Genomic DNA, 21,262 nt, shown 5'->3' on the forward strand with positions numbered 1-21,262 from the left:
AGGCCTGCGACATCGCGCAACGTCCTCCTCGTCCAAAGTGTCACGCGCTCCACACGGGCCCCTGGCCTCCGGAGCACTCGAGGTCGGCGCCTCCAAGGAGAGGAACGCGGCCAAGATGGTCGGACATTTGACGGTTGCGGCGGAGGCGAGGATTCGAAAGGTCTCGCGGGAGCGATCGTGCGGGCGCTCCCGCCGCACCTAACGTCGCAGCGCTACCTTCGACTCGACAACGGGGACGGCGCTTGGTTTGAACCCCGCACGTAGGATGAGCGCTTCCAAAGTGCTCTTCTGCGCTTCAAAGTACGGTGTCGGGCCGACAGTGATGGACCTGACGGGAAGTGTTTGGCCGGGGTGATGCTCGGGCTGGACCAGGCCTCGGCCATCGCCGGTTGCCAGGCGGACATAGCGGACGACGCCGTGCCCAGTTGCGCGGAATTCCTCATGGTTGGTCCGCAGTTGCGCGTTGACGACTGCTCTAGCCTCTCTTTCACCGCTGAACCCCGGCGCTTTGATCAGGGCAGCAGCTGTGCACAATGCGTCCTCGAAGCGCTCGCCGAGGTCTTGGCCCATTTGGTCACGTTCCTCGGGGTCGAGCGTTGGGTCGGATGCCGCCCGCTCGTAGTCGGCGTCCACTTCGTTAGCCCACGTGAGCAAGTCCGACAGCATCCTTTCTCGCGCAGCGTCGGAGTACGCCACGGGGTACCAAGGCGCGACGCTCGCCTGCTGGCCCCACGCTTTCCAGAGCGTGCCACCCGAGCGCGGCCTGCGGGCGCTTGCGGGATAGCTTGCCGGATCTGCGGAGCGTGAGATGACGCCAAGCGAAACTCCGGGGTCGAGTTCGACTGAATACCCGGCGCGAACCCCGCCGTACAATCGCCATTGACCTGCATCGTCCCCGTTCAGGGAGGCGCATACGATGAACACCTCCTGTGCCCTTGCCACCGTGCCGCCTGTCGGGGCGCAGAGCGTGTGAAGCGATGCGGCGGCGGAACCAGGGCGCTGTCCGAACCACTGGCTCATGTACTCGAATCCGCCGACAACCTCCGAGAGGTCATTCAGGCCCGTGCACTCAGTGGCCCAAATCTCGAGGTTGGTAAGCATGCCCACTAGGCTGGCGGGCGACGTGTAGTGCCAGACCCGGGTGCCGTGCGGCAGCGGCTCCGGGACCCACCACCCATGCGACGAAGGCATGTAGAGAATGTAGCGTGTTGAGCGCTGTCTCGCACGGGATTGCCCCGGGGTTGTTGACTCCCGGTGCGTGAGGACGTTGTCCTCGCTGAACGGATCAGCATCGCGCTTGTCGCGTACCTGCCAGGGTTTCGGCGAGACGAGATCGCTGTCGCCGCCGTGGGGAGCGGACCCGTGCCGCGATCGCGCGCGACGTCGGATCGCTGACTCCTGTCTGGCCTGCTGGTTGGCGATCGCTGACCGTGAGGACGCTCGCGCCTCGTGCCGCCGCGAGCCCGACCCGGCGCCCGGCGATCTCGACGAGCTCCGTGAGCAGCGTTGCTGGCTCAGGCAGGTCGAGAAGCAGAACGAGATCTGCGGCTTGCGGGGCCCGAGGAACTACATCGCTCGCAGCCTGCTCGAGACCGCCGGCTTCAGGCCACGACTAGACCTTGAAGTGGGGGTGAGCCAGTTCAACTCAGCCCATGCCGCAATGGATAATCCAGGGACGGAAGTGACCGTCCTCGCGATGCCACGCGGGGGCGCGCGCGGACTACGTTTGAGAGGCCGCCCTATCCCGAGCCTGCCGCCCGCCCTGACGCACGATCAATCCCCCAATCCGAGCAGTTCCTGATCGGAATCGTCCACTACCCGAACGCGCTGATCGCAGTCGCGAGCGATAAAGCGCGCCGCTTCGTCGAGGCGTTCCCGCAAGAAGTTGGCGAGCCGAGTGCTATCGGCGAGTGCGTCGAATTCGGGAACTGAATCGCCCGGAAGGAACTGCCCTCTCAGTGATTGATCGTCCGTAAACAGGGCAAAACCTAAGGTGAGAAGGTGTGGTGAAACTTCGGGTCCGGGCCGCACGTCTCTTGGGACCAGGCTGCGCGGCGTCGGAACTGACGCATCGAGGTCTCCGTCTCGCCTGCGTGATGAAGTCGCCAGGGCGCAGAGCCACGCGCGATGAATGGCGCCTGCGGACTGTTTTGTTGCGTCACGAAATATTCCCCAGTCGAGGATTATTGCGTCGTCGGCCTCGAAAGCCCCTCCCTCCAGGCGCTTGAAGTCCGCCACCGCCACAGAGTTTGAGCCTACTGCGTAACGAGCAGTGAGGCTGGACCGCCAGAACCAGCGCTTTATTGCCAGTGCCTTCGATTCGCTGATCTGATCCGACCATAAATGGGCCCCTAGAACGATCATCAGGCTGCCGTAGGGAAGCCATTCTCGACTTAAGACACCGAGGTGCTGCATAGCGAATCGGACTGCCCGCGCTAGACTTTCTACGGCGTGCTCCCAATAATCGTGGATTGATGCTGGCGTCAGGCGCAGCACGGTCGAAGTGCGCACATCATCCAGCACCCTCAGTGCAATGACCTGAAGGGGGGCGAAGCCATCGCTCCCGTAAAACACGCTCAGTTCGGGGTAGCGCTGGCGCGCACGCTCCCAGACCACCCGCAGGTTGAAATCTGGGGTGAACGACTTGGCGACCATCAAATCGAAGGCGCCTAGTTGTTGACCTGTCTTATTGACCCTCTCGAATATTCGAGCAACGGCGGCCGGGTGCGTATCACGGGTGATCCGCAATGCGGGCATGCGGTAGCGGTAGAGGCCTGAAAGATGCTGCCGATAAGTGGCTGTCAGGAGTTCAGTTAGCACAGGGTCTCCCTGGGCCGCCACGTCGCGCCAGTCGAAGAACCTAGATGATGACCGCAATGCGCTGATTGGCATTAGCTGCGAGGCGATCTGCGCGGCTGGGGTGGCGTAGTGCTCCCTCCAGACTGATCGCTTGAAGGTTCGCAGCGAGTCGTCCAAGGAGTCGATGTCGTCCCATAACAGGCCGTGGCCGAGCGCTACGGCATGCACTGACTCGCTCTTGTCATACAGTGCCGTGTATAAAGAGGTTAAGCGTTGCTGACCGTCCAGCACGATGGTGTCAGGGATTCCCGCGATCGGGGGCGCGTACTCGAATGGTCGGGGATCGTAAAAGTCTCGAGTATGCGCGTTTCCCTCAATGAGCAGCAAGCTCCCCATGGGCCAACCATTGAGAACAGTGGCGAGAAGCGCGCGAACATCGCTGTCTGTCCAGTCGAAGTCGCGCTGGAAGTTCGGAAGTGCTACCTGCCCGGCGTCGATACCGTCAAGGAGCTCAACCAAGTCCGGATCATCGATTGTCGTCGTGCGCTGTGTCATAATCAGGCCCCGTTGATCGGCGGCGTTGGGGAGTCATTCAAGCGGTCCACGCCCCTTTGCATTACTTTTACCACAGAGTCTGTGGCATCGGACGTGAATACTACTGATAGCGGCGTGTCATTGAGAGGATCATCTGCTATCGTTGCCGCAATCCAAGCGCCGCATTGGACGAGAAGCCCTTGAGTGACGGCGGCGTGGGGTACTACCAGCAGCTTCGACCCTCGCGATCCGCAACCATTGGCGCGCCATTGTTGCTCGATTTTTGTTCCGAATCCCGTGCTTGCCAGGGCTTCAGATACGTGTAATCGCACGGTTCTGGAACCGGCTCGACTTGCTTCCAGGATGGCTATCCACGGTCCGCCGCGAAATAGGCTCTCATTGCCAACGGCCACCGTAATATCGCTCGGCCCGCTCAGCAGTTCGCTCCACGCAATCATGTGCGATGGGCGGGCGTAGCGAATCCCAGCTCTATAGATCTCAGCACTCAGGTTCGCGACCTGGAGAACATCGCGCACATATAGTGGTTTGATTATCCACTCGGTGATCAGAAGGGCGCCGGCGATAGAAAGGGTTGCTGACGATAGTGACGACAATCCAAGGCTAACGTGCTCGTTGTGAACGAAGTAATCCGCCACAATAAGGCCGACGCCGACAAGTATCGCAACCAAGCCCCAGGCTAGCAACGCCGTGCGCAGCGCCTGGCTCGAGTCTCGTCCCGCGTCATTGGCCACTGGTTGACGCCGTCCATCCTGTCGCGTATCGGCGCCACAGCCTGACCGCTGCGGCCCTGGAACGATGCTGTGGGCGCGATCTGATCCCGCCCTGGGGACCATCGTTACGCCGGATACTAGCGCAGCGATGGGCGTTGCTTCCGCTGAACGCGCGTCAAGATGCGCGAGCGTGTGGACTTGCTTAGCGCCCGACGCGCGTACCGGACAGGGCCAGCCTTCAGAGACCGGTTGGAGGCCGCAGTGGCGCCCCGGACAGTGGTGTAGACGTGAGGGGTCGTGGTCGTCGTCGGTCGCGGTGCGGTCATCGCGCGATCCTTCGAGTGAACTTCTCGCAGCACTCTCAATGGAGCATCGCGGTGACCGAACCTCGCATTTTCGCCCCTTCGGCCGTCCTGGACCAGGTTTTCGCGGGCGGCTCCCGTGGCCTGTTGCGGCACCTGCTCGGCACGGAGATCAACGGCCTGTTGTCTGCGGAGGCTGACCCGGTCTGTGGTTCGGAGTGGATCAGCCGTTGGCTGACCGAGTCGACCGGCGCAACGTTCACCGGCACCGGGATCTGGACGCCCGGGTCGGGGCGATTGTCGTCGTGGTCCCCGAGTCGCGCACCGGGTCGTACTCCCTGAGTGGCTCGGCTCGAGCGCCGCAAGCGCGCCGACGCGGCGCTGATCAGCGTCGTCGCGACCTGCTACTCGCTCGGGGTGAGCACCCGCCGGATCGACAAGCTCGTCGAGTCGTCGGGCATGACGTCGTTGTCCAACTCGCAGGTCTCTCGCGCGTGGCTGGCGCCCTCGATGACCAGGTCGCCGAGTTCTGGACCCGGCATCTGGCCGACGCCGGGCCGTTCACGTTCGTCGCGGCGGACGCGTTGACGACAAGGGCCGGCACGGCCGGGCGCGTCCTCAACGCCGTTGCGCTCGTGGCGACGCGGGTCGACGCTGACGGGAGCGGGAGACCCTGGGCTGCACCGTCACCACGGGCGAGACGAAGGAGGCGTGAAACGTGTTCTTCGCCGACCGGGTCGCCCGCGCCCTTTGCGGGGGCCGCTGGTCACCCTCGGCGCCCACCACGGTCCGGTCGATGCGATCGGCGCGAACCTGCCCCGCGCGTCCTGGCGGCGGTGCCGCACTCACTGCGCCGCTAACCGCATAAGCACTTGCCCACGGCGTCATGGCCGGCCGTCAAGTCGATGCACCACTCGGTCGATGACCAGCCCGACGCAGACTCCGCCTAGGTGTTCTGGGTCATGATGTTGGTGACGCCGGCTCGGAGGCGTGAGGCCGGGGGCATGTCGCCGACGGCGGTGTGAGCGCGACGGTAGTTGTCGTGGATGTTCCAGATCTTGATCGCGGCGGCCCGCTCGGCTTCGGAGGTCCAGATCCGGGCGTAGAGCAGCTCCTCGGCCAGGATCCGGTTGTAGCGCTCGACCTTGCCGTTGTGCCGCGGGGTGTGGGGGCGGATCCGCTGGTGGCGTGAGGCGGTCGCGACCACGGTGGTGGCGAACGTCCCGGCCTTGTAGTTCGCGCCGTTTTCGGTGATGACGCGGACCAACCGACCGATGCCGTGGGCGGCGAAGAACGCCCTCGCGCGGTGGAAGACCCCGATCGTGGTCACGGCGCGTTCGTCGCGCAGGTGCTCGGTGTAGGCCAGGCGGGAGTAGCCGTCGATCGCCGAGTGCAGGAAGACGTAGCCCGCGCGGGCGCCCTTGGCCTTGGCGCGTCGGACCGCTCGCTCGGCGTCTGATCCGCGCCCGTGGGCGCGCGAGCCGCCGCCGTCGGGGATCCGCCCGACCTTCTTCACGTCCAGGTGGACCATGTGCCCGGGGAAGCGCGCCACGATCCGCCCCGCGGCCCGGTTCGTGGACCCGTCGGGATCGATGTGCCGGTGCCGGTTGATCCCGAGGCGGACCAGCCACCGCGAGACCGTCGCCAACGACACCCGGTGCCCGGTGCGGGTCAGCTCGAGATGGATCTGCCGGGCCGTCCACTTGTGCGCCCGGCGCGGGCGTTCGATCTGCTCGACCACCCGCGGGTCGAGCTGGGTCGGGCTGGTGTGCGGGGCACTGGAACGGTCGAGCAGCCCGACCTCGCCGAGCTAGTCGTAGCGGGCCTTCCACTTCGACAGGCACTGCCGGGAGATCCCGGCCTCGGCCGCAACGTGCGCGATCGGACGGGACTCGCAGCGGCGCACCAGGCGAAGCGTGCCAGCAGGGGTCAACGGAGCGTTAGCGTGAGACATCGAGGGGTAGGTCCTTCGCACAGCGGGACGGTGGGTCGCACTTCCATCCTGCCGCCAGGGCCTACCCCTCCCTCACACCGCGCGCGGTGTCACCAACCTCATGAGACGCAGCAGCTAGGCCCAGTTCGACAATTCCTGGACCAGGTCACCGAAGACGTGCCAGTCGTGGCAGACCGCTTCAACGCCGCCCGGACGGACCTGCGCGCCTTCACCGGCTCCCCGGAGGACATCTTGCGGCAGATCTGGTCGACCAACCCCAACGAGCGCCTGAACGATCAGATCCGCCGATGTACCGACGTCGTTGGGATCTCCCCGGCCGCGACGCCATCACACGCCTCGTCAGTGCCGTCCCGGCAGAACGGCACGACGAATGGTCCGCAGGGCGACGCTACTTCTCCTGGATTTCCTGCACCGCGCCCGACTCAATCTCATTGAGACGTGTGGCGCCGATCCCGAGCATCAGACCCTGGCACTCTCTGCGTGATAAGGGCAGGATCACGCCCGACCGCGATACCACTCCCAGGGGCTTTATCCCGACGGGCAGGCCCGCTGCGACGGAATGGTGGCTTTGCGCGAGTGCGCTGTCGAACGAGAGGAGGCAAAGGGGGGTGCTCTGGGGCGCCAACTCGCACACCACGGCCTACGGTTAGCGTGCGCTAATGGAGAACGCGAATAACCTCCTCCACGTCAATTACGTCCGTCTGGACCGCGGGTGCACGGGAATCGCCGGCCTCGCCAAGCGAAAACTCACCCTTGCTTGCTGGCGCGAGCCGCGAGATCGGGCAGCCGTGGGGGGCAAAGAGGGGTTCCCGGTAGGACTGCGAGCGCGCGTGGCGGCGTACCAGGGGGGCGGCGGGATGAAGCCCGGCGCCGTGGGCGGCCGCACTGCGCAAGTGTCATTCGCAGGGGGCCCTGCGCACGCACCGTGAAGCAGCGTCGTGCTCGCGCTCGCGGGCCGCCCGCGAGGCGCAACGCGACTTCCCGCCTCGCGGCAGAGAGCATCGCTCCGAATCTGAATGCCAATCGATCGGCTCCGCACCACACCAGGTGACGGGGGTGATCGGCGTGCTACGCGGCGTCGCGAGAGCCCTTACTGAAGCCCGATGAGCCGCCAGCAGCGCCCTCGACCGAGGTCAGGAGCCGTGCAAACGCCAGCGGGCGCGTCACAGTAACGGCCTGGACCGATCGAAGACAGTGTCCGAAACTACATAAGCCTCGAAACCGGAACCGCCCTCGCAGATGACGGGAAACCTTCGGAGCGGACGACGGGAATCGAACCCGCGTAGCCAGTTTGGAAGACTGGGGCTCTACCATTGAGCTACGTCCGCGCGGCGGTCGGCCTGGGCCGACGCCGGGGTCAAGGGTAGCGGGTGCTCCGGTGCGCGCCGACCGGCTCGGCCCGCGCGTCGGTTGCGGCGCGGCCCCCTTTTGGCGGCGTCGCGGGCCTGTGGCGTACCATCGAGGGTCGCGTGTGCGTGCCGTCGTCGGCTGCGCGCAGCCCCATCAGCGTGCACCAGCCAGAGCCGTGCCAGCCCGTCGGAACCGCCGGCGCGCGGCCGAGACCAGCGGGAGATCATCGAAGTGAAGAGCGCCGTCGAGACCCTGGAGCCCACCAAGGTCAAGCTGTCCGTCGAGGTGACGTACGACGAGCTCAAGCCGAGCATCGAGCACGCCTACCAGCACATCGCGGAGCAGGTGACGGTCCCCGGCTTCCGCAAGGGCAAGGTCCCGCCGCGGATCATCGACCAGCGGGTGGGCCGCCCGGCCGTCATCGAGCACGCCGTCAACGAGGGCCTGTCCGGCTTCTACGCCGAGGCCGTCCGCGAGAACAAGCTGCGCCCCATGGGCCAGCCCGACGTCCAGGTCACCAAGGTCCCCGGCCTGACCGCCGCGCCCGCGGGCGAGGAGGGCGAGCTGCACTTCACCGCCGAGGTCGAGGTGCGCCCCGAGGTCACGCTGCCCGACCTGGACGGCCTGACCGTCACGGTCGACGACGTCGAGGTCAGCGACGAGGACGTGCAGGGCCGGCTCGACGCGCTGCGCGAGCGGTTCGGCTCCCTCGTGGGCGTGGACCGCCCCGCGCAGGAGGGCGACTTCGTCCAGATCGACCTCACCGCCACCATCGGCGACGAGCAGGTCGACCAGGTCGCCGGCGTGAGCTACCAGATCGGCTCCGGCAACATGCTCGAGGGCCTCGACGAGGCGCTCACCGGGCTGTCGGCCGGCGAGTCCACGACGTTCACCACGGCCCTGGCCGGCGGCGAGCGCGCGGGCGAGGAGGCCTCGGTCGCCGTGACCGCCACCGCCGTCAAGGAGCGCCAGCTGCCCGAGGTCGACGACGAGTTCGCGCAGCTCGCGAGCGAGTTCGACACCATCGAGGAGCTCCAGGCCGACCTGCGCGAGCAGGCCGCCCGGATCAAGGCGTCGAACCAGGCCGTGCAGGCCCGCGACGCGCTGCTCGAGGCGCTCGTCGGCGGCACCGAGATCCCCGTGCCCGCGGGCGTCGTCGAGGCCGAGGTGCACCGTCACCTCGAGTCCGAGAGCCGCCTCGAGGACGACGAGCACCGCACCGAGGTCACCGGCGAGGCGACCACGGCGCTGCGCAACCAGATCCTGCTCGACACGCTCGCCGAGGCCCTCGAGGTCAAGGTCAGCCAGCCCGAGCTGCTGGACTACCTCGTGTCCGCGTCGCGCCAGTACGGCATGGACCCGAACACCTTCATCCAGACCCTCGACCAGCAGGGTCAGATCCCGATGATGGTCGGCGAGGTCGCGCGCTCCAAGGCCCTCGCGGTCGCGCTGCGCAAGGTCACCGTCGTGGACGGTTCCGGTGCCGAGGTCGACCTCTCCGAGTACATCGGCACCGACGAGGAGGACGCCGCGGCCGACGCCGCCGACGCCGCCGAGGAGGCCGCCGCCGAGGCCGCCGAGGAGAGCACGGCCGACGCCAAGGCCTGACACGCCCCGCGGCACCCGCCGCACCCACGGCCCGACGGCCCCGCACGCCACCCGCGTGCGGGGCCGTCGTGGCGTCCGGACGGCGGCACGGGTGATCGCGGGTGCGCCGACAGCGAAACGGGCCGCGGCGGCGCCATGGGTCGGCGGTCGCGGGCGTTAGGGTCGCTGCAACGCGCCGTCGCAGGGCGTGGAGGGTGCCACCGGCACCGGCCCACGAGTCGGCGGCGACGAGCTGGACGAGTCGGACGAGGGAGCCTTCGTGAACGAGCAGGTGCCGGCCATCGCCCGGGCAGAGTCCCCGGGCCTCGGCCTCAACGACCACATCTACAACCGGCTGCTGCGCGAGCGCATCATCTGGCTCGGGTCCGAGGTGCGGGACGAGAACGCGAACGCCATCTGCGCGCAGATGATGCTGCTCGCGGCCGAGGACCCCGACAAGGACATCTGGCTGTACATCAACTCGCCCGGCGGGTCGATCACCGCGGGCATGGCGATCTACGACACGATGCAGTACATCAAGCCGGACGTGGCGACCATCGCCATGGGCATGGCCGCCTCGATGGGGCAGTTCCTGCTCTCGTCGGGCGCCAAGGGCAAGCGGTACGCCACGCCGCACGCGCGGGTCATGATGCACCAGCCCTCGGGCGGCATCGGCGGCACCGCGACGGACGTGCGGATCAACGCCCAGCTCATCCTGCACATGAAGAAGGTCCTCGCCGACCTCATCGCGGAGCAGACCGGCAAGACGTCGGAGCAGATCCACGCCGACTCGGACCGCGACCGCTGGTTCACGGCGCCCGAGGCCCTCGAGTACGGCTTCATCGACCACGTCGTGACCTCGGCGCACTCGGTCGCCGGCGGCGGCGGCACGGCCCGCGGCTGACGCACAAGAATCGATCGAGGAGACCTTCGTGAGCATGGAGCACCAGTTCATGGCCCGCGCGGCGCGTCTCGCGGGCGGCACCGCCCCGGCGTCGCCGTCCGGCCGCTACGTCCTGCCGCAGTTCGAGGAGCGCACGGCCTACGGGTTCAAGCGCCAGGACCCGTACACCAAGCTGTTCGAGGACCGCATCATCTTCCTCGGCGTGCAGGTCGACGACGCGTCCGCGGACGACGTCATGGCCCAGCTGCTGGTCCTGGAGTCCACGGACCCGGACCGTGACATCACGCTGTACATCAACTCGCCCGGCGGGTCGTTCACCGCGCTGACGGCGATCTACGACACGATGCAGTACATCAAGCCGGAGATCGCCACGGTCTGCCTCGGGCAGGCCGCGTCGGCCGCGGCCGTGCTGCTCGCCGCGGGCCAGCCGGGCAAGCGCCTGGCGCTGCCCAACGCGCGCGTGCTGATCCACCAGCCCGCCATGGAGGGCGGCGGCTACGCGCAGGCCTCCGACATCGAGATCCAGGCCAACGAGCTCATCCGCATCCGCGAGTGGCTCGAGACGGCGCTCGCGCACCACACGGGGCGCGACGTCGAGCAGGTCAAGACGGACATCGAGCGCGACAAGATCCTCACCGCGGCCCAGGCCAAGGACTACGGGATCGTCGACCAGGTGCTCGAGAGCCGCAAGGGTGCCCACCCCACGGTGATCGCGCCCAGCATCTGACCCAGCACTGCAACCGTCCGCCGGGTCGGCGGGCAGGTCGTGACGTCTCAGTTCGGACACGCCGCGACTTGCCCGCCGGGTTCGGCTGACACCAGGCCCCCCGTGGTGTGCAATGGGGGGACGACCGGCTGAGACCGGTCACGAGCGCACCGCGCCGTCCGATAGGACGGAGAGCGAACGACGGAAGGGGACGCACTGTGGCGAGGATCGGGGACGGCGCGGACCTCCTCAAGTGCTCCTTCTGCGGCAAGTCCCAGAAGCAGGTGAAGAAGCTCATTGCAGGTCCGGGCGTCTACATCTGCGACGAGTGCATCGAGCTGTGCAACGAGATCATCGAGGAAGAGCTCGCCGAGGCCACCGAGGTCGGCATGGTCGAGCTGCCCAAGCCGAAGGAGATCTTCGACTTCCTCGAGCAGTACATCGTCGGGCAGGAGCCGGCCAAGCGGTCGCTCGCCGTGGCGGTGTACAACCACTACAAGCGCATCCAGGCCGGTGAGGTCGGGCGCGTCGCCGGCGAGGACGCCGTCGAGATCGCCAAGTCGAACATCCTGCTGATCGGCCCCACGGGCTGCGGCAAGACGTACCTGGCGCAGACGCTGGCCAAGATGCTCAACGTGCCGTTCGCGATCGCGGACGCCACGGCGCTGACCGAGGCGGGGTACGTCGGCGAGGACGTCGAGAACATCCTGCTCAAGCTCATCCAGGCCGCGGACTACGACGTCAAGAAGGCCGAGACGGGCATCATCTACATCGACGAGGTCGACAAGATCGCCCGCAAGAGCGAGAACCCGTCGATCACGCGCGACGTCTCCGGCGAGGGTGTGCAGCAGGCGCTGCTGAAGATCCTCGAGGGCACGACCGCGTCGGTGCCGCCGCAGGGCGGGCGCAAGCACCCGCACCAGGAGTTCATCCAGATCGACACGACGAACGTGCTGTTCATCGTCGCGGGCGCGTTCGCGGGCCTCGACGAGATCATCACCTCGCGCGCCGGTCGTCGCGGCATCGGGTTCGGCGCACCGCTGCACTCGGCCGACGACAAGGACGTCTACGGGGAGGTCATGCCGGAGGACCTGCTGAAGTTCGGGCTCATCCCCGAGTTCATCGGCCGTGTCCCGGTCATCACCACCGTCTCCCCGCTGGACCGCTCGGCGCTCGTGCGGATCCTCACCGAGCCGCGCAACGCGCTCATCAAGCAGTACCAGCGGATGTTCCAGATCGACGGCGTCGAGCTCGAGTTCGACGACGAGGCCGTCTCCGCGATCGCCGACCAGGCCCTGCTGCGCGGCACCGGTGCGCGCGGGCTGCGGGCGATCATGGAGGAGGTCCTCCAGCAGGTGATGTTCGAGGTGCCGTCGCGCGACGACGTGGCCCGCGTGGTCATCACGCGGGACGTCGTGCTCGACAACGTCAACCCCACGCTCGTCCCCCGTGACGCGCGCGACAAGCGCACGCCGCGCGAGAAGAGCGCGTGAGCGAGCAGACCCCGCCCGAGCTGGCCCGCCTGCGCGGGAGCATCGACAACATCGACGCCGCGCTCGTGCACCTGCTCGCCGAGCGTTTCAAGGCCACGCAGCAGGTCGGCGTGCTCAAGGCGCGCATCGGCCTGCCCGCGTCGGACCCCGGCCGGGAGGCCCGCCAGGTCGACAGGCTGCGCCGCCTCGCGCAGGAGGCCGACCTCGACCCGGTCTTCGCGGAGAAGTTCCTCGCGTTCATCGTCGCCGAGGTGATCCGGCACCACGAGGCCATCGCGCAGGACCACGCGCAGGGCGACTGAGCCGGATTCGCCCGCCCCGCGCTGGCGGACCGGGCGGGTGTGGTCGAAGGTAGGAAGCGTCAGCCCCGGCCACCGCCGGACCGACGGGTGCCGGTCGCCGGGGATCGCCGCACTGCGGAGGAGACGACTCCATGCACCTGCACTGGCTCAAGCCCCTGCTCGGCCGCCCCGCGCCGTTCACGACCGTCCACATCGACGCGTCGCCGGCCGAGGCGGCGGGGGAGTCCGAGCTGCTGGACCGGTGGCGCGCCGTGCGCCGCGGCCTGGAGCACGACGGCGCACCCGCGGCGGTGCTCGACGAGATCGCCGAACGCCTGTCCGTGCCGGACGGTCGCCGCACCGCGCACGGCCGGGTCGTCGTCGCCGACGCGCACGGGGTCGTGGTCGACCGGGTGGTCGCCGAGCCGCCCGCGCGGTCCCAGGGCGTGCACGGCCCCGTGCCCAGCCTGATCGGTGCCGTCCGCGCGGCCGACGAGACGCTGTGCTACCTGCTCGTCGAGGTGGACCGCACCGGTGCGGACCTCACGTGGGTGGAGGCCGGCGAGGAGCAGGCCAGCCCGTCGGTGACCGAGACCGTCGAGGGCGGGCACGACGACGTCCACAAGACCCGCGACGGTCTGGCGCGGCGCGGTCAGACGCGCGCCGAGGACTCCTGGCAGCGCAACGCCGAGGCCGTCGCGGCCGCCGTCGACGCCCGCGTGCGGACCAAGACGCCCGACCTCGTGCTGCTCACCGGGGACGTGCGGGCCGTCGCGCTCGTCAAGGACGCCGTCGGGCAGCACGTGGCCGAGCGGCTCGTCGAGGTGAGCGGCGGCGGGCGCGGCGAGGGCGTGCACCGGGACGCGTTCGACGAGCGCGTCGCGCACGCGCTGGCCGAGCAGCGGTCCCGCCGCCGGGCCGCCGAGCTCGACCGCTACCGGGAGGGGCTGGGTCGCGGCGAGGGCGCCGTGACGTCCCTCGGCGACGTCGTCGAGGTGCTGCGCCGCGGGCAGGTCGCCGAGCTGGTGCTGGGCACCGAGGCGCTGTCCGCGCTCGACGAGCGGACGCTGGTCGCCGGGCCCGAGCCGCTGCAGCTGGGCCTCGACGAGGAGGACCTGGCGGCGATGGGCGTCAACGGGCAGGCGCGGCGGTTCCCCGCGCACGTCGCGCTCCTGCGGGCCGCGATCGGCCAGGACGCGGGTGTCACGTTCGCCGAGGACGGCGACGTCGACCTGGTGGACGGGGTCGGTGCGGTGCTGCGCTGGGCGGACGGCTCCACGCCCAGCGAGGCGGTGCCGTCGCAGTCCGCGGACCAGAAGCGGCTGCGCCAGGTCGTCTGACCGCGGTCACCGACAGGGCCGAGAGACGCACGACGGGCGGTGCCGGGGCGCGAACCCCGGCCCCGCCCGTCAGGCGTGCGTGCGGCTCACTCGCCGCCGGGCGTGCCGTACAGCGCCTCGACGTCTGCGGCGAAGTCCGCGATCACCTGCGCGCGCTTCACCTTGAGCGACGGCGTGAGGTAGCCGTTGGCCTCGGTGAAGTCGGTGGTGAGCACGTGGATCTTGCGGATGGACTCGGCGCGCGAGACCGCCTCGTTGGCGCGGTCCACGGCCCGGTCGAGGGCCTCCAGCACCTGCGGGTGCGTGCTCGCGGTGACGACGTCCATCGCGGGGAGCCCGTGCATCTGCAGCCAGCCCGGCAGCATCTCGGGGTCCAGCGTGACGAGCGCGCCGATGAACGGGCGCTGGTCGCCGACCACGACGACCTGGCTGACCAGGGGGTGCCCGCGCAGGCGGTCCTCGAGCACGGCCGGGGCGACGTTCTTGCCGCCGGCGGTCACGATGATCTCCTTGCTGCGGCCGGTGATGCGCAGGTAGCCGTCGTCGTCGAGCGCGCCCAGGTCGCCGGTGTGGAACCAGCCGTCGACGAGGACCTCGGCCGTCGCCGCGGGGTTGTTGCGGTAGCCGCGGAACACGTGCGGACCCGCGATCCAGACCTGGCCGTCGTCGTCGACGCGCACCGACGTGCCGGGGAACGCGGGACCGACGGTGCCGACCTTCGTCAGGCCCGGCATGTTCACCGTGGTGGGCGCGGTGGTCTCCGTCAGGCCGTAGCCCTCGAGGACGCGCAGGCCGATGCCGCGGTAGAAGTGCCCGAGCCGCTCGCCGAGCGGTGCACCGCCCGAGATCGCCCACTGGGCGCGCCCGCCGAACGCGGCCCGCAGCTTGCGGTGCACGAGACGGTCGGCGATCTGGTGCTGGACCCGCAGCACGGGGGAGGGGCCCTGCTCGGTGTCGAGGGCGCGCGACCACGCGATCGCGACCTTGGCGGCCCACCGGAAGATCCGCAGCTTCGCGCCCGCGCCGGCCTTCTGCTCGGCGGAGTTGTAGACCTTCTCGAAGACGCGCGGCACGACCAGCACGAACGTCGGCTGGAACGTCGCCAGGTCGGGCAGGAGGTTGCGCGTGTCGGGCGTGTGGCCGATGACCGTGCCCGACGCGACGCACAGCACCTGGATGAAGCGGGCGAACACGTGCGCCAGCGGCAGGAACAGCAGCGTGCGCGTGCCGGGCACGGCGCAGACCTCGGCGAGGCCGTGGATGCCCGCCCGGGACAGCGACACGAAGTTGCGGTGCGTGATCTCGACGCCCTTGGGGCGGCCGGTGGTGCCCGAGGTGTAGATGACGGTGGCGAGGTCGTCGCCCCGCACGGCCGCGGTCCGGCGGGCCACCTCGTCCGCGTCGACCTGCGCGCCGCGCTCCGTCAGGGTCGTGACGGCACCCTCGTCGAGCACGAGCACGTCGCGCAGCTCGGGCAGGTCGTCGCGGACCTGGGCCAGCACGGCGGCGTGCGGGGCCGTCTCGACCACGACGAGACGCATGCCCGTGTCCTGGGCGATCCAGCGCACCTGGTCGGCGGACGACGTCTCGTAGACGGGTACGCCGACGCCGCCGGCGGCCCACACCGCGAAGTCCAGCAGGGTCCACTCGTACCGGGTGCGGGACATGATCCCGACCCGGTCGCCCGCCTCCACGCCCGAGGCGACCAGGCCCCGCGCGACGGCCGCGACCTGCTCGGCGAACGCGGCGACCGTCACGGGCTGCCACGCACCGCCCAGCGTGGTCGGCCGCTCGGCGAACGTCGCCTGCGGGTCGTGCGCGAGGCGGGCGGCGAGCAGGTCGGGGATCGTCTCGTCCGGGTCGAGGTCGGTCGGGCCGGGGGACGTGAACTCACGCATGCGGTGTCTGCTCCAGGGGTGGTCGGGGTCGGCCACGACCCTAGTGGGCGCGGACCGTCCGCAGGCCGGGACCGGGGCGCGACGGGTGCCGCCGGTCCCGGCCGGGCGTCGGCTCAGGCGTCCGGGTGCCGGTGCGTCGGGTCGAGCACGCGCTGCAGGAACTCCCGGGTGCGGGCCTCGCGCGGTGCGCCGACGACCTGGTCGGCCGGGCCCTCCTCGACGACGACGCCGCCGTCCATGAAGACGACGCGGTCGCCGACCTCGCGGGCGAACGCCATCTCGTGCGTGACGACGAGCATCGTCATGCCCGCGTCGGCGAGGTCCCGCATGACGCCGAGCACGTCGCCGACGAGCTCGGGGTCCAGCGCGGACGTCGGCTCGTCGAAGAGCATGAGCTGCGGGTCCATCGACAGGGCCCGGGCGATGGCGGCGCGCTGCTGCTGGCCGCCGGACAGCTGGCCCGGCATCGCGTCGGCGCGGTCGGCGAGCCCGACGCGGGCGAGGTTGGCGCGGGCGACCTCCTCGGCCTGCGCACGGGGCCGTCGCAGCACGCTGCGCTGCGCCATCGTGCAGTTCTCCAGCACCGTGCGGTGCGTGAACAGGTTGAACTGCTGGAAGACCATGCCGACGTGCGTGCGCACGCGGTCGATGTCGACGTCGGGGTCGGTGACGTCCACGCCGAGCACCTCGACGCGCCCGCCCGTGGGCTGCTCGAGCAGGTTGACGCACCGCAGCAGCGTGGACTTGCCGGAGCCGGACGGCCCCACGAGGCACACGACCTCGCCGGCGTCGATGTGCAGGTCGATGCCGCGCAGCACCTCGTTGTCGCCGAAGGACTTGCGCAGCCCCTCGACGCGGACGACGGGGGCGGGCGTGGGGGTGGTCATGCGCGTCGTCCCGTCGTGCCGGTGCGCCGCTCGAGCCAGCGCGTGAGCACGCCGAGGGGCAGGGTGATGAGCAGGTAGCAGCCGCCGGCGACGAACAGCGCGGTCAGGCCGCCGGCCGCGGTGCTCAGGGCGTCACGGCCGATCTTCGTCAGGTCGTACTCGGCGACGGTGAGCCCCACGAGGAAGACGAGCGAGGTGTCCTTGGTCAGCAGGATGATCTCGTTGGTCAGCGGGGGCAGCACGATGCGGAACGCCTGCGGCAGGACGACCTGGAGCATGGTCCGGGAGTGCGACATGCCCAGCGACCGGGCCGCCTCGACCTGGCCGCGGGGCACCGCCTCGATGCCGGCGCGCAGCGTCTCGGCGATGTACGCGGCCGAGACCAGGCCCAGCGCGATCGACGCCTTGGCGAGCACCGAGGGGATCGACACGCCGAACGCGATGGGCACCGCGTAGCCCACGGCGAGCACGACGAGCAGCGCCGGGATGCCGCGGAAGAACTCGATGTACGCGGTCGCGATCCACCGGTTGAGGGCCACGGACGACAGCTTCATGAACGCCAGCAGCGCGCCCAGCGGCAGGCCGACGGCGAACGCGCCGGCGGTGTACTGCAGCGTGTTGAGCAGGCCGCCGGGCAGCTTCTCGGCGATGTCGGCCGCGACCGCCGGGTTGAACAGCTGGTCGCCGACGCGCGACCAGTCGGCGGTCAGCGCGACGGCCACGACGACGACGCCCAGCACCGCGTACTGGGCGGCGCGCGCGACCTGGGCCCGGCGGCGCGGGCTCAGGCGCGCGCGCCCCGGGGGCAGGGCGGCGGGTGCGGGTGCGGTCGTCACGGCTCAGTCGCCGGCGGGTGCGGTGCCGATGCGGGCGGTGTAGATCTCGTCGTACGTGCCGTCCTCGACGATGCGCTCCAGCGTCCCGTCGATCGCCGCCAGCAGCGCCGCGTTGCCCTTCTTGACGCCGAGCCCGTACTGCTCGCCCGTCGGGATGGTCGCGGCGACCTCGAAGCCGTCCTCGACGAACGGCCCGAGGACCGCGATGTCGTTGACGATCGCGTCGACCTGCCCGGTCTCGAGCGCCTGGACCTGCAGGCCGAGGTCCTCGAACTGCACGAGCCCGGCGATGCCCTCCTCCTGCGCCCAGGTCTCGCCGGTCGTGGCCTGCTGGACACCCACGCGGGCGTCCGTGAGGTCGTCGGCCGTGGCGATCGCCGAGCCGGCGGGGACGAGGATGCCCTGGTCCGCGTCGAAGTACGGCTGGGAGAAGTCGAACTTCGCCGCGCGCTCCTCGGTGATCGTGATGCCCGAGGCGACGACGTCGCACGTGCCGGTCTCGAGGTCGGTGCCGGACTGGATCGTCTCGAACGGCGTCACCTTGGTGGCCAGCTCGACGCCCAGGTCCTCGGCGACCTCGCGCACGATGTCGATGTCGAGGCCCTCGATCTGGCCGTCCTCGCCCTCGAACTCGAACGGCTCGTACGGCGGGTTCGTGCACACCGTCAGGGTGCCGGGGGACACGAGCGTGACGCCGCCGGCGGCGGTCGCGCCGGGGGTCGCGTCGTCGGTGCCACCGGCCCCGCCGGCGCAGGCGGTCAGCAGCAGGGCGGTCGTGGCGGCCAGCGCGACGGCGGGCAGCGGGTGACGCATGGGAGCTCCTCGGGCGGTGCTGGGCGGGGCGGTACGGATCACTATCCGCCCGCCATCATACGTATGCACGCGGAAGGGGCTGCGGGACCGGGGTCCCGCAGCCCCTCCGACGACCGTCGTCGTGCGGTCGCGGCGCAGGTCAGGCGCGTGTCAGCCGCGCGGTGCCGCCTCGCCGAGACGCGCGTCACGCGTCGTCACCGCGTCGGTCTCGCCCTCGACGACCTCGAGCGTGCCGGTGGCGCGGCCCGCGGCGCGCACGTCGTCGAGCGCGACCTCGACGCCCGCCCGCAGCGCGGCCGGGACCACGAGGACGGCGTGCTCGACGGGCGTGCGCATCGAGACCTTCGCCTCGGACTTGACCTTGCGCAGCGCCGCCAGCGCGGCACCGGCCGCTGCGACCACGCCCGGGTCGGCGTCGCCGGCAGCGGCGCGCAGCGCGTCGGACGTCGGCCACGGGGCGCGGTGCACCGAGCCCTCGCGCCACCACGACCAGACCTCCTCCGTGGCGAACGGCAGCACCGGGGCGAACAGCCGCAGCAGCGTGTCCAGCGCCAGCCCGAGCGCGGCGCGCGCCGACGCGGTGCCGGCCGTGACCTCGTCGGCCGCGGCACCCGCGCCGTACGCGCGGTCCTTGACCAGCTCGAGGTAGTCGTCGCAGAACGTCCAGAAGAACGTCTCCGACAGCTCCAGCGCCCGCGTGTGGTCGTAGGCCTCGAGCGCCGCGGTCGCCTGCTCGACGACCTCGGCCAGCCCCGCGAGCATCGCCCGGTCGAGCGTGTCCGTGACCAGCGCCGGGTCCAGCAGCACGGGCTCGTCGGCCGCGCCGAACGACAGCACGAACTTGCTCGCGTTGAGGACCTTGATCGCCAGGCGGCGGCCGATCTTCATCTGCCCGACCTCGAACGCCGCGTCCGTGCCCAGGCGCGCCGACGCGGCCCAGTACCGGACGGCGTCCGACCCGTGCTCCTCCAGCAGGCCCATGGGGGTGACGACGTTGCCCTTGGACTTGCTCATCTTCTTGCGGTCGGGGTCGAGGATCCACCCGCTGATCGCGGCGTCCGACCACGGCAGCGACCCGTGCTCGAGGTGCGCGCGCACCACCGACGAGAAGAGCCAGGTGCGGATGATGTCCTGCCCCTGCGGGCGCAGGTCCATGGGGAACGTCCGCGCGAACAGGTCCGCGTCGTCGAGCCACCCGCACACGATCTGCGGGGTCAGCGAGCTGGTCGCCCAGGTGTCCATGACGTCGGGGTCGGCCATGAAGCCGTGCGCCTGGCCGCGCTGGTCCTCGGTGTAGCCCGGGGGCACATCGCTGGTCGGGTCGATCGGCAGCGACGCCTCGTCGGGGACGATCGGTGCGTCGTGCCGCGGCTGGCCGTCCGCGTCGAGGGGGTACCAGACGGGGAACGGCACGCCGAAGAACCGCTGCCGCGAGATGAGCCAGTCGCCGTTGAGGCCGCCGACCCAGTTCTCGTACCGGACCCGCATGAACTCCGGGTGGAAGCCCAGCTCACCGCCGCGCGCGAGCAGCGCGTCGCGCAGGTCCTCGTCGCGCCCGCCGTTGCGCAGGTACCACTGGCGGCTCGTGACGATCTCGAGGGGCTTGTCGCCCTTCTCGTAGAAGTTGGCCTTGCGCTGCGTGGCCACCGGCTCGCCCAGCAGGTCGCCGGACTCCCGCAGCGCCGCCACGACGGTCTCGCGCGCGGAGAAGGTCGTCTTCCCCGCCACCTGCTCGTACGTCGCGCGGCCCGCACCGGTGGTGATCCAGTCCGGGGTCTCGCGCAGCACGCGGCCGTCACGGCCCACGACCGAGCGCGTCGGCAGGCGCAGCTCGCGCCACCACTGCACGTCGGTGAGGTCGCCGAAGGTGCAGCACATCGCGATGCCCGCGCCCTTGTCGGGCTCGGCGGCCGGGTGCGCCAGCACGGGCACCTCGACGCCGAACAGCGGGCTCGTCACGGTGGTGCCGAACAGGTGCTGGTACCGCTCGTCGTCCGGGTGGGCGATGAGGGCCACGCACGCGGGCAGCAGCTCGGGGCGGGTGGTCTCGATGACGACCTGCTCGCCGTCGGGGCGGGCGAACGCGACCTTGTGGAACGCGCCCGGGTAGTCGCGGGCCTCGAGCTCGGCCTGCGCCACGGCCGTCTGGAAGGTCACGTCCCACAGCCCCGGCGCCTCGGCCTGGTACGCCTCGCCGCGCGCGAGGTTGCGCAGGAACGCCTGCTGCGACACGGCCCGGGCGGTGCGCCCGATGGTCTGGTACGTCATCGACCAGTCGACCGACAGGCCCAGACGGCGCCACAGGGCCTCGAACTGCTGCTCGTCCTCGGCCGAGAGGCGCTCGCACAGCTCGATGAAGTTGCGGCGCGAGACCGGCACCTGGTCGCCCGGCTTGACGGCCTTGCCGTCGGTGCCCTGGTGGGGCGGCTCGAAGCCCTCGACGTACGGCAGCGACGGGTCGCAGCGCACGCCGTAGTAGTTCTGCACGCGCCGCTCGGTGGGCAGGCCGTTGTCGTCCCAGCCCATCGGGTAGAAGACCTCGAGGCCGCGCATGCGCCGGAACCGCGCCACGACGTCGGTGTGCGTGTACGAGAACACGTGCCCGACGTGCAGCGAGCCCGAGACCGTGGGCGGCGGGGTGTCGATCGAGTAGACCTGCGCGCGGTCCTTGGTGCGGTCGAACGTGTACGTGCCCGCCTCGCCCCAGGCCTGCGACCAGCGTCCCTCGAGGCCGTCCACCGTCACCTTGTCCGGTACCTGGCGGGCGGCGGTGGCGCTCGTCGGGGTGTCGGGACGGGAGGTCAGGTCGCTCATGGGGAGCATCCTCCCAGATCCGGCCAGGGCCCC

Annotated in this window: 14 protein-coding genes, 1 tRNA gene and 3 pseudogenes; 8 read left to right on the forward strand and 10 right to left on the reverse strand. The window is 70.0% G+C overall.

Annotated features, from left to right (window positions below):
* Positions 1–198 precede the first annotated feature (198 nt).
* The 3 genes from BKA21_RS17895 to BKA21_RS17905 all read right to left on the reverse strand — a co-directional run bounded on the left by BKA21_RS17895 (position 199) and on the right by BKA21_RS17905 (position 4,085).
* Entirely contained in the window at positions 199–1,101 is a 903-nt protein-coding gene (locus tag BKA21_RS17895; protein WP_140460328.1) for a hypothetical protein, read from the reverse strand.
* A gap of 672 nt (positions 1,102–1,773) precedes the next feature.
* Positions 1,774–3,354 (reverse strand): DUF262 domain-containing protein, encoded by a 1,581-nt coding sequence (locus BKA21_RS17900; protein ID WP_140460329.1) that lies wholly within the window; start codon positions 3,352–3,354, stop codon positions 1,774–1,776.
* 2 nt (positions 3,355–3,356) lie between these two features.
* Positions 3,357–4,085 (reverse strand): hypothetical protein, encoded by a 729-nt coding sequence (locus tag BKA21_RS17905; RefSeq protein ID WP_140460330.1) that lies wholly within the window; start codon positions 4,083–4,085, stop codon positions 3,357–3,359.
* A gap of 371 nt (positions 4,086–4,456) precedes the next feature.
* Here BKA21_RS17905 and BKA21_RS20390 point away from each other — a divergent pair.
* Positions 4,457–5,304: pseudogene (locus BKA21_RS20390) on the forward strand (transposase); the annotation flags it as partial.
* An 8-nt stretch (positions 5,305–5,312) separates the two neighbouring features.
* Here the strand turns inward: BKA21_RS20390 and BKA21_RS17915 are convergent.
* A pseudogene (locus tag BKA21_RS17915) lies at positions 5,313–6,320 on the reverse strand (IS481 family transposase).
* Between the two features lie 174 nt (positions 6,321–6,494).
* Between BKA21_RS17915 and BKA21_RS17920 the strand changes: the two are divergent.
* Positions 6,495–6,712: pseudogene (locus BKA21_RS17920) on the forward strand (transposase); the annotation flags it as partial.
* Positions 6,713–7,577: 865 nt separating this feature from the next.
* Here BKA21_RS17920 and BKA21_RS17925 read toward each other — a convergent pair.
* Positions 7,578–7,648, reverse strand: a tRNA-Gly gene (locus BKA21_RS17925).
* Positions 7,649–7,901: 253 nt separating this feature from the next.
* Here BKA21_RS17925 and tig point away from each other — a divergent pair.
* The 6 genes from tig (at position 7,902) to BKA21_RS17955 (ending at position 13,981) form a co-directional block, all read left to right on the forward strand.
* Positions 7,902–9,278 carry a trigger factor gene (gene tig, locus BKA21_RS17930; protein WP_140460332.1) on the forward strand — a complete coding sequence of 459 codons (1,377 nt, stop codon included), beginning with the start codon at positions 7,902–7,904 and terminating at the stop codon, positions 9,276–9,278.
* A gap of 259 nt (positions 9,279–9,537) precedes the next feature.
* Positions 9,538–10,161, forward strand: a complete 624-nt coding sequence (locus BKA21_RS17935) for an ATP-dependent Clp protease proteolytic subunit (protein WP_140460333.1) — start codon at positions 9,538–9,540, stop codon at positions 10,159–10,161.
* Positions 10,162–10,189: 28 nt separating this feature from the next.
* Positions 10,190–10,888, forward strand: a complete 699-nt coding sequence (locus tag BKA21_RS17940; protein WP_140460334.1) for an ATP-dependent Clp protease proteolytic subunit — start codon at positions 10,190–10,192, stop codon at positions 10,886–10,888.
* A 197-nt stretch (positions 10,889–11,085) separates the two neighbouring features.
* Complete coding sequence (gene clpX, locus BKA21_RS17945) at positions 11,086–12,360, forward strand: ATP-dependent Clp protease ATP-binding subunit ClpX (protein WP_140460335.1); 1,275 nt, start codon at positions 11,086–11,088, stop codon at positions 12,358–12,360.
* The gene (locus BKA21_RS17950) at positions 12,357–12,662 is read left to right on the forward strand and encodes a chorismate mutase (RefSeq protein ID WP_140460336.1); all 306 of its coding nucleotides are present in this window, start codon (positions 12,357–12,359) and stop codon (positions 12,660–12,662) included. Before clpX ends, BKA21_RS17950 begins: the two co-directional genes overlap by 4 nt.
* A gap of 131 nt (positions 12,663–12,793) precedes the next feature.
* Positions 12,794–13,981, forward strand: coding sequence for a baeRF2 domain-containing protein (locus tag BKA21_RS17955; RefSeq protein ID WP_140460337.1), 1,188 nt, complete (start codon positions 12,794–12,796; stop codon positions 13,979–13,981).
* Positions 13,982–14,067: 86 nt separating this feature from the next.
* Here BKA21_RS17955 and BKA21_RS17960 read toward each other — a convergent pair whose 3' ends face one another.
* From BKA21_RS17960 to valS, 5 genes are all read right to left on the reverse strand, one after another.
* Positions 14,068–15,879 carry an AMP-dependent synthetase/ligase gene (locus BKA21_RS17960; protein ID WP_140460338.1) on the reverse strand — a complete coding sequence of 604 codons (1,812 nt, stop codon included), beginning with the start codon at positions 15,877–15,879 and terminating at the stop codon, positions 14,068–14,070.
* Positions 15,880–15,992: 113 nt separating this feature from the next.
* On the reverse strand, positions 15,993–16,766 hold the full coding sequence (locus BKA21_RS17965) for an amino acid ABC transporter ATP-binding protein (protein WP_140460339.1): 774 nt from the start codon (positions 16,764–16,766) through the stop codon (positions 15,993–15,995).
* Positions 16,763–17,602: an amino acid ABC transporter permease gene (locus BKA21_RS17970; RefSeq protein ID WP_140460340.1), complete on the reverse strand. Its 840-nt coding sequence runs from the start codon at positions 17,600–17,602 to the stop codon at positions 16,763–16,765. The genes BKA21_RS17965 and BKA21_RS17970 overlap by 4 nt, the downstream gene beginning before the upstream one ends.
* A 3-nt stretch (positions 17,603–17,605) precedes the next feature.
* Positions 17,606–18,415, reverse strand: a complete 810-nt coding sequence (locus tag BKA21_RS17975; RefSeq protein WP_140460341.1) for a transporter substrate-binding domain-containing protein — start codon at positions 18,413–18,415, stop codon at positions 17,606–17,608.
* Between the two features lie 150 nt (positions 18,416–18,565).
* Positions 18,566–21,229: a valine--tRNA ligase gene (gene valS / locus BKA21_RS17980; RefSeq protein WP_140460342.1), complete on the reverse strand. Its 2,664-nt coding sequence runs from the start codon at positions 21,227–21,229 to the stop codon at positions 18,566–18,568.
* Positions 21,230–21,262: the final 33 nt, after the last annotated feature.

The sequence above is a fragment of the Cellulomonas oligotrophica genome, from assembly GCF_013409875.1.
GTDB lineage: Bacteria > Actinomycetota > Actinomycetes > Actinomycetales > Cellulomonadaceae > Cellulomonas > Cellulomonas oligotrophica.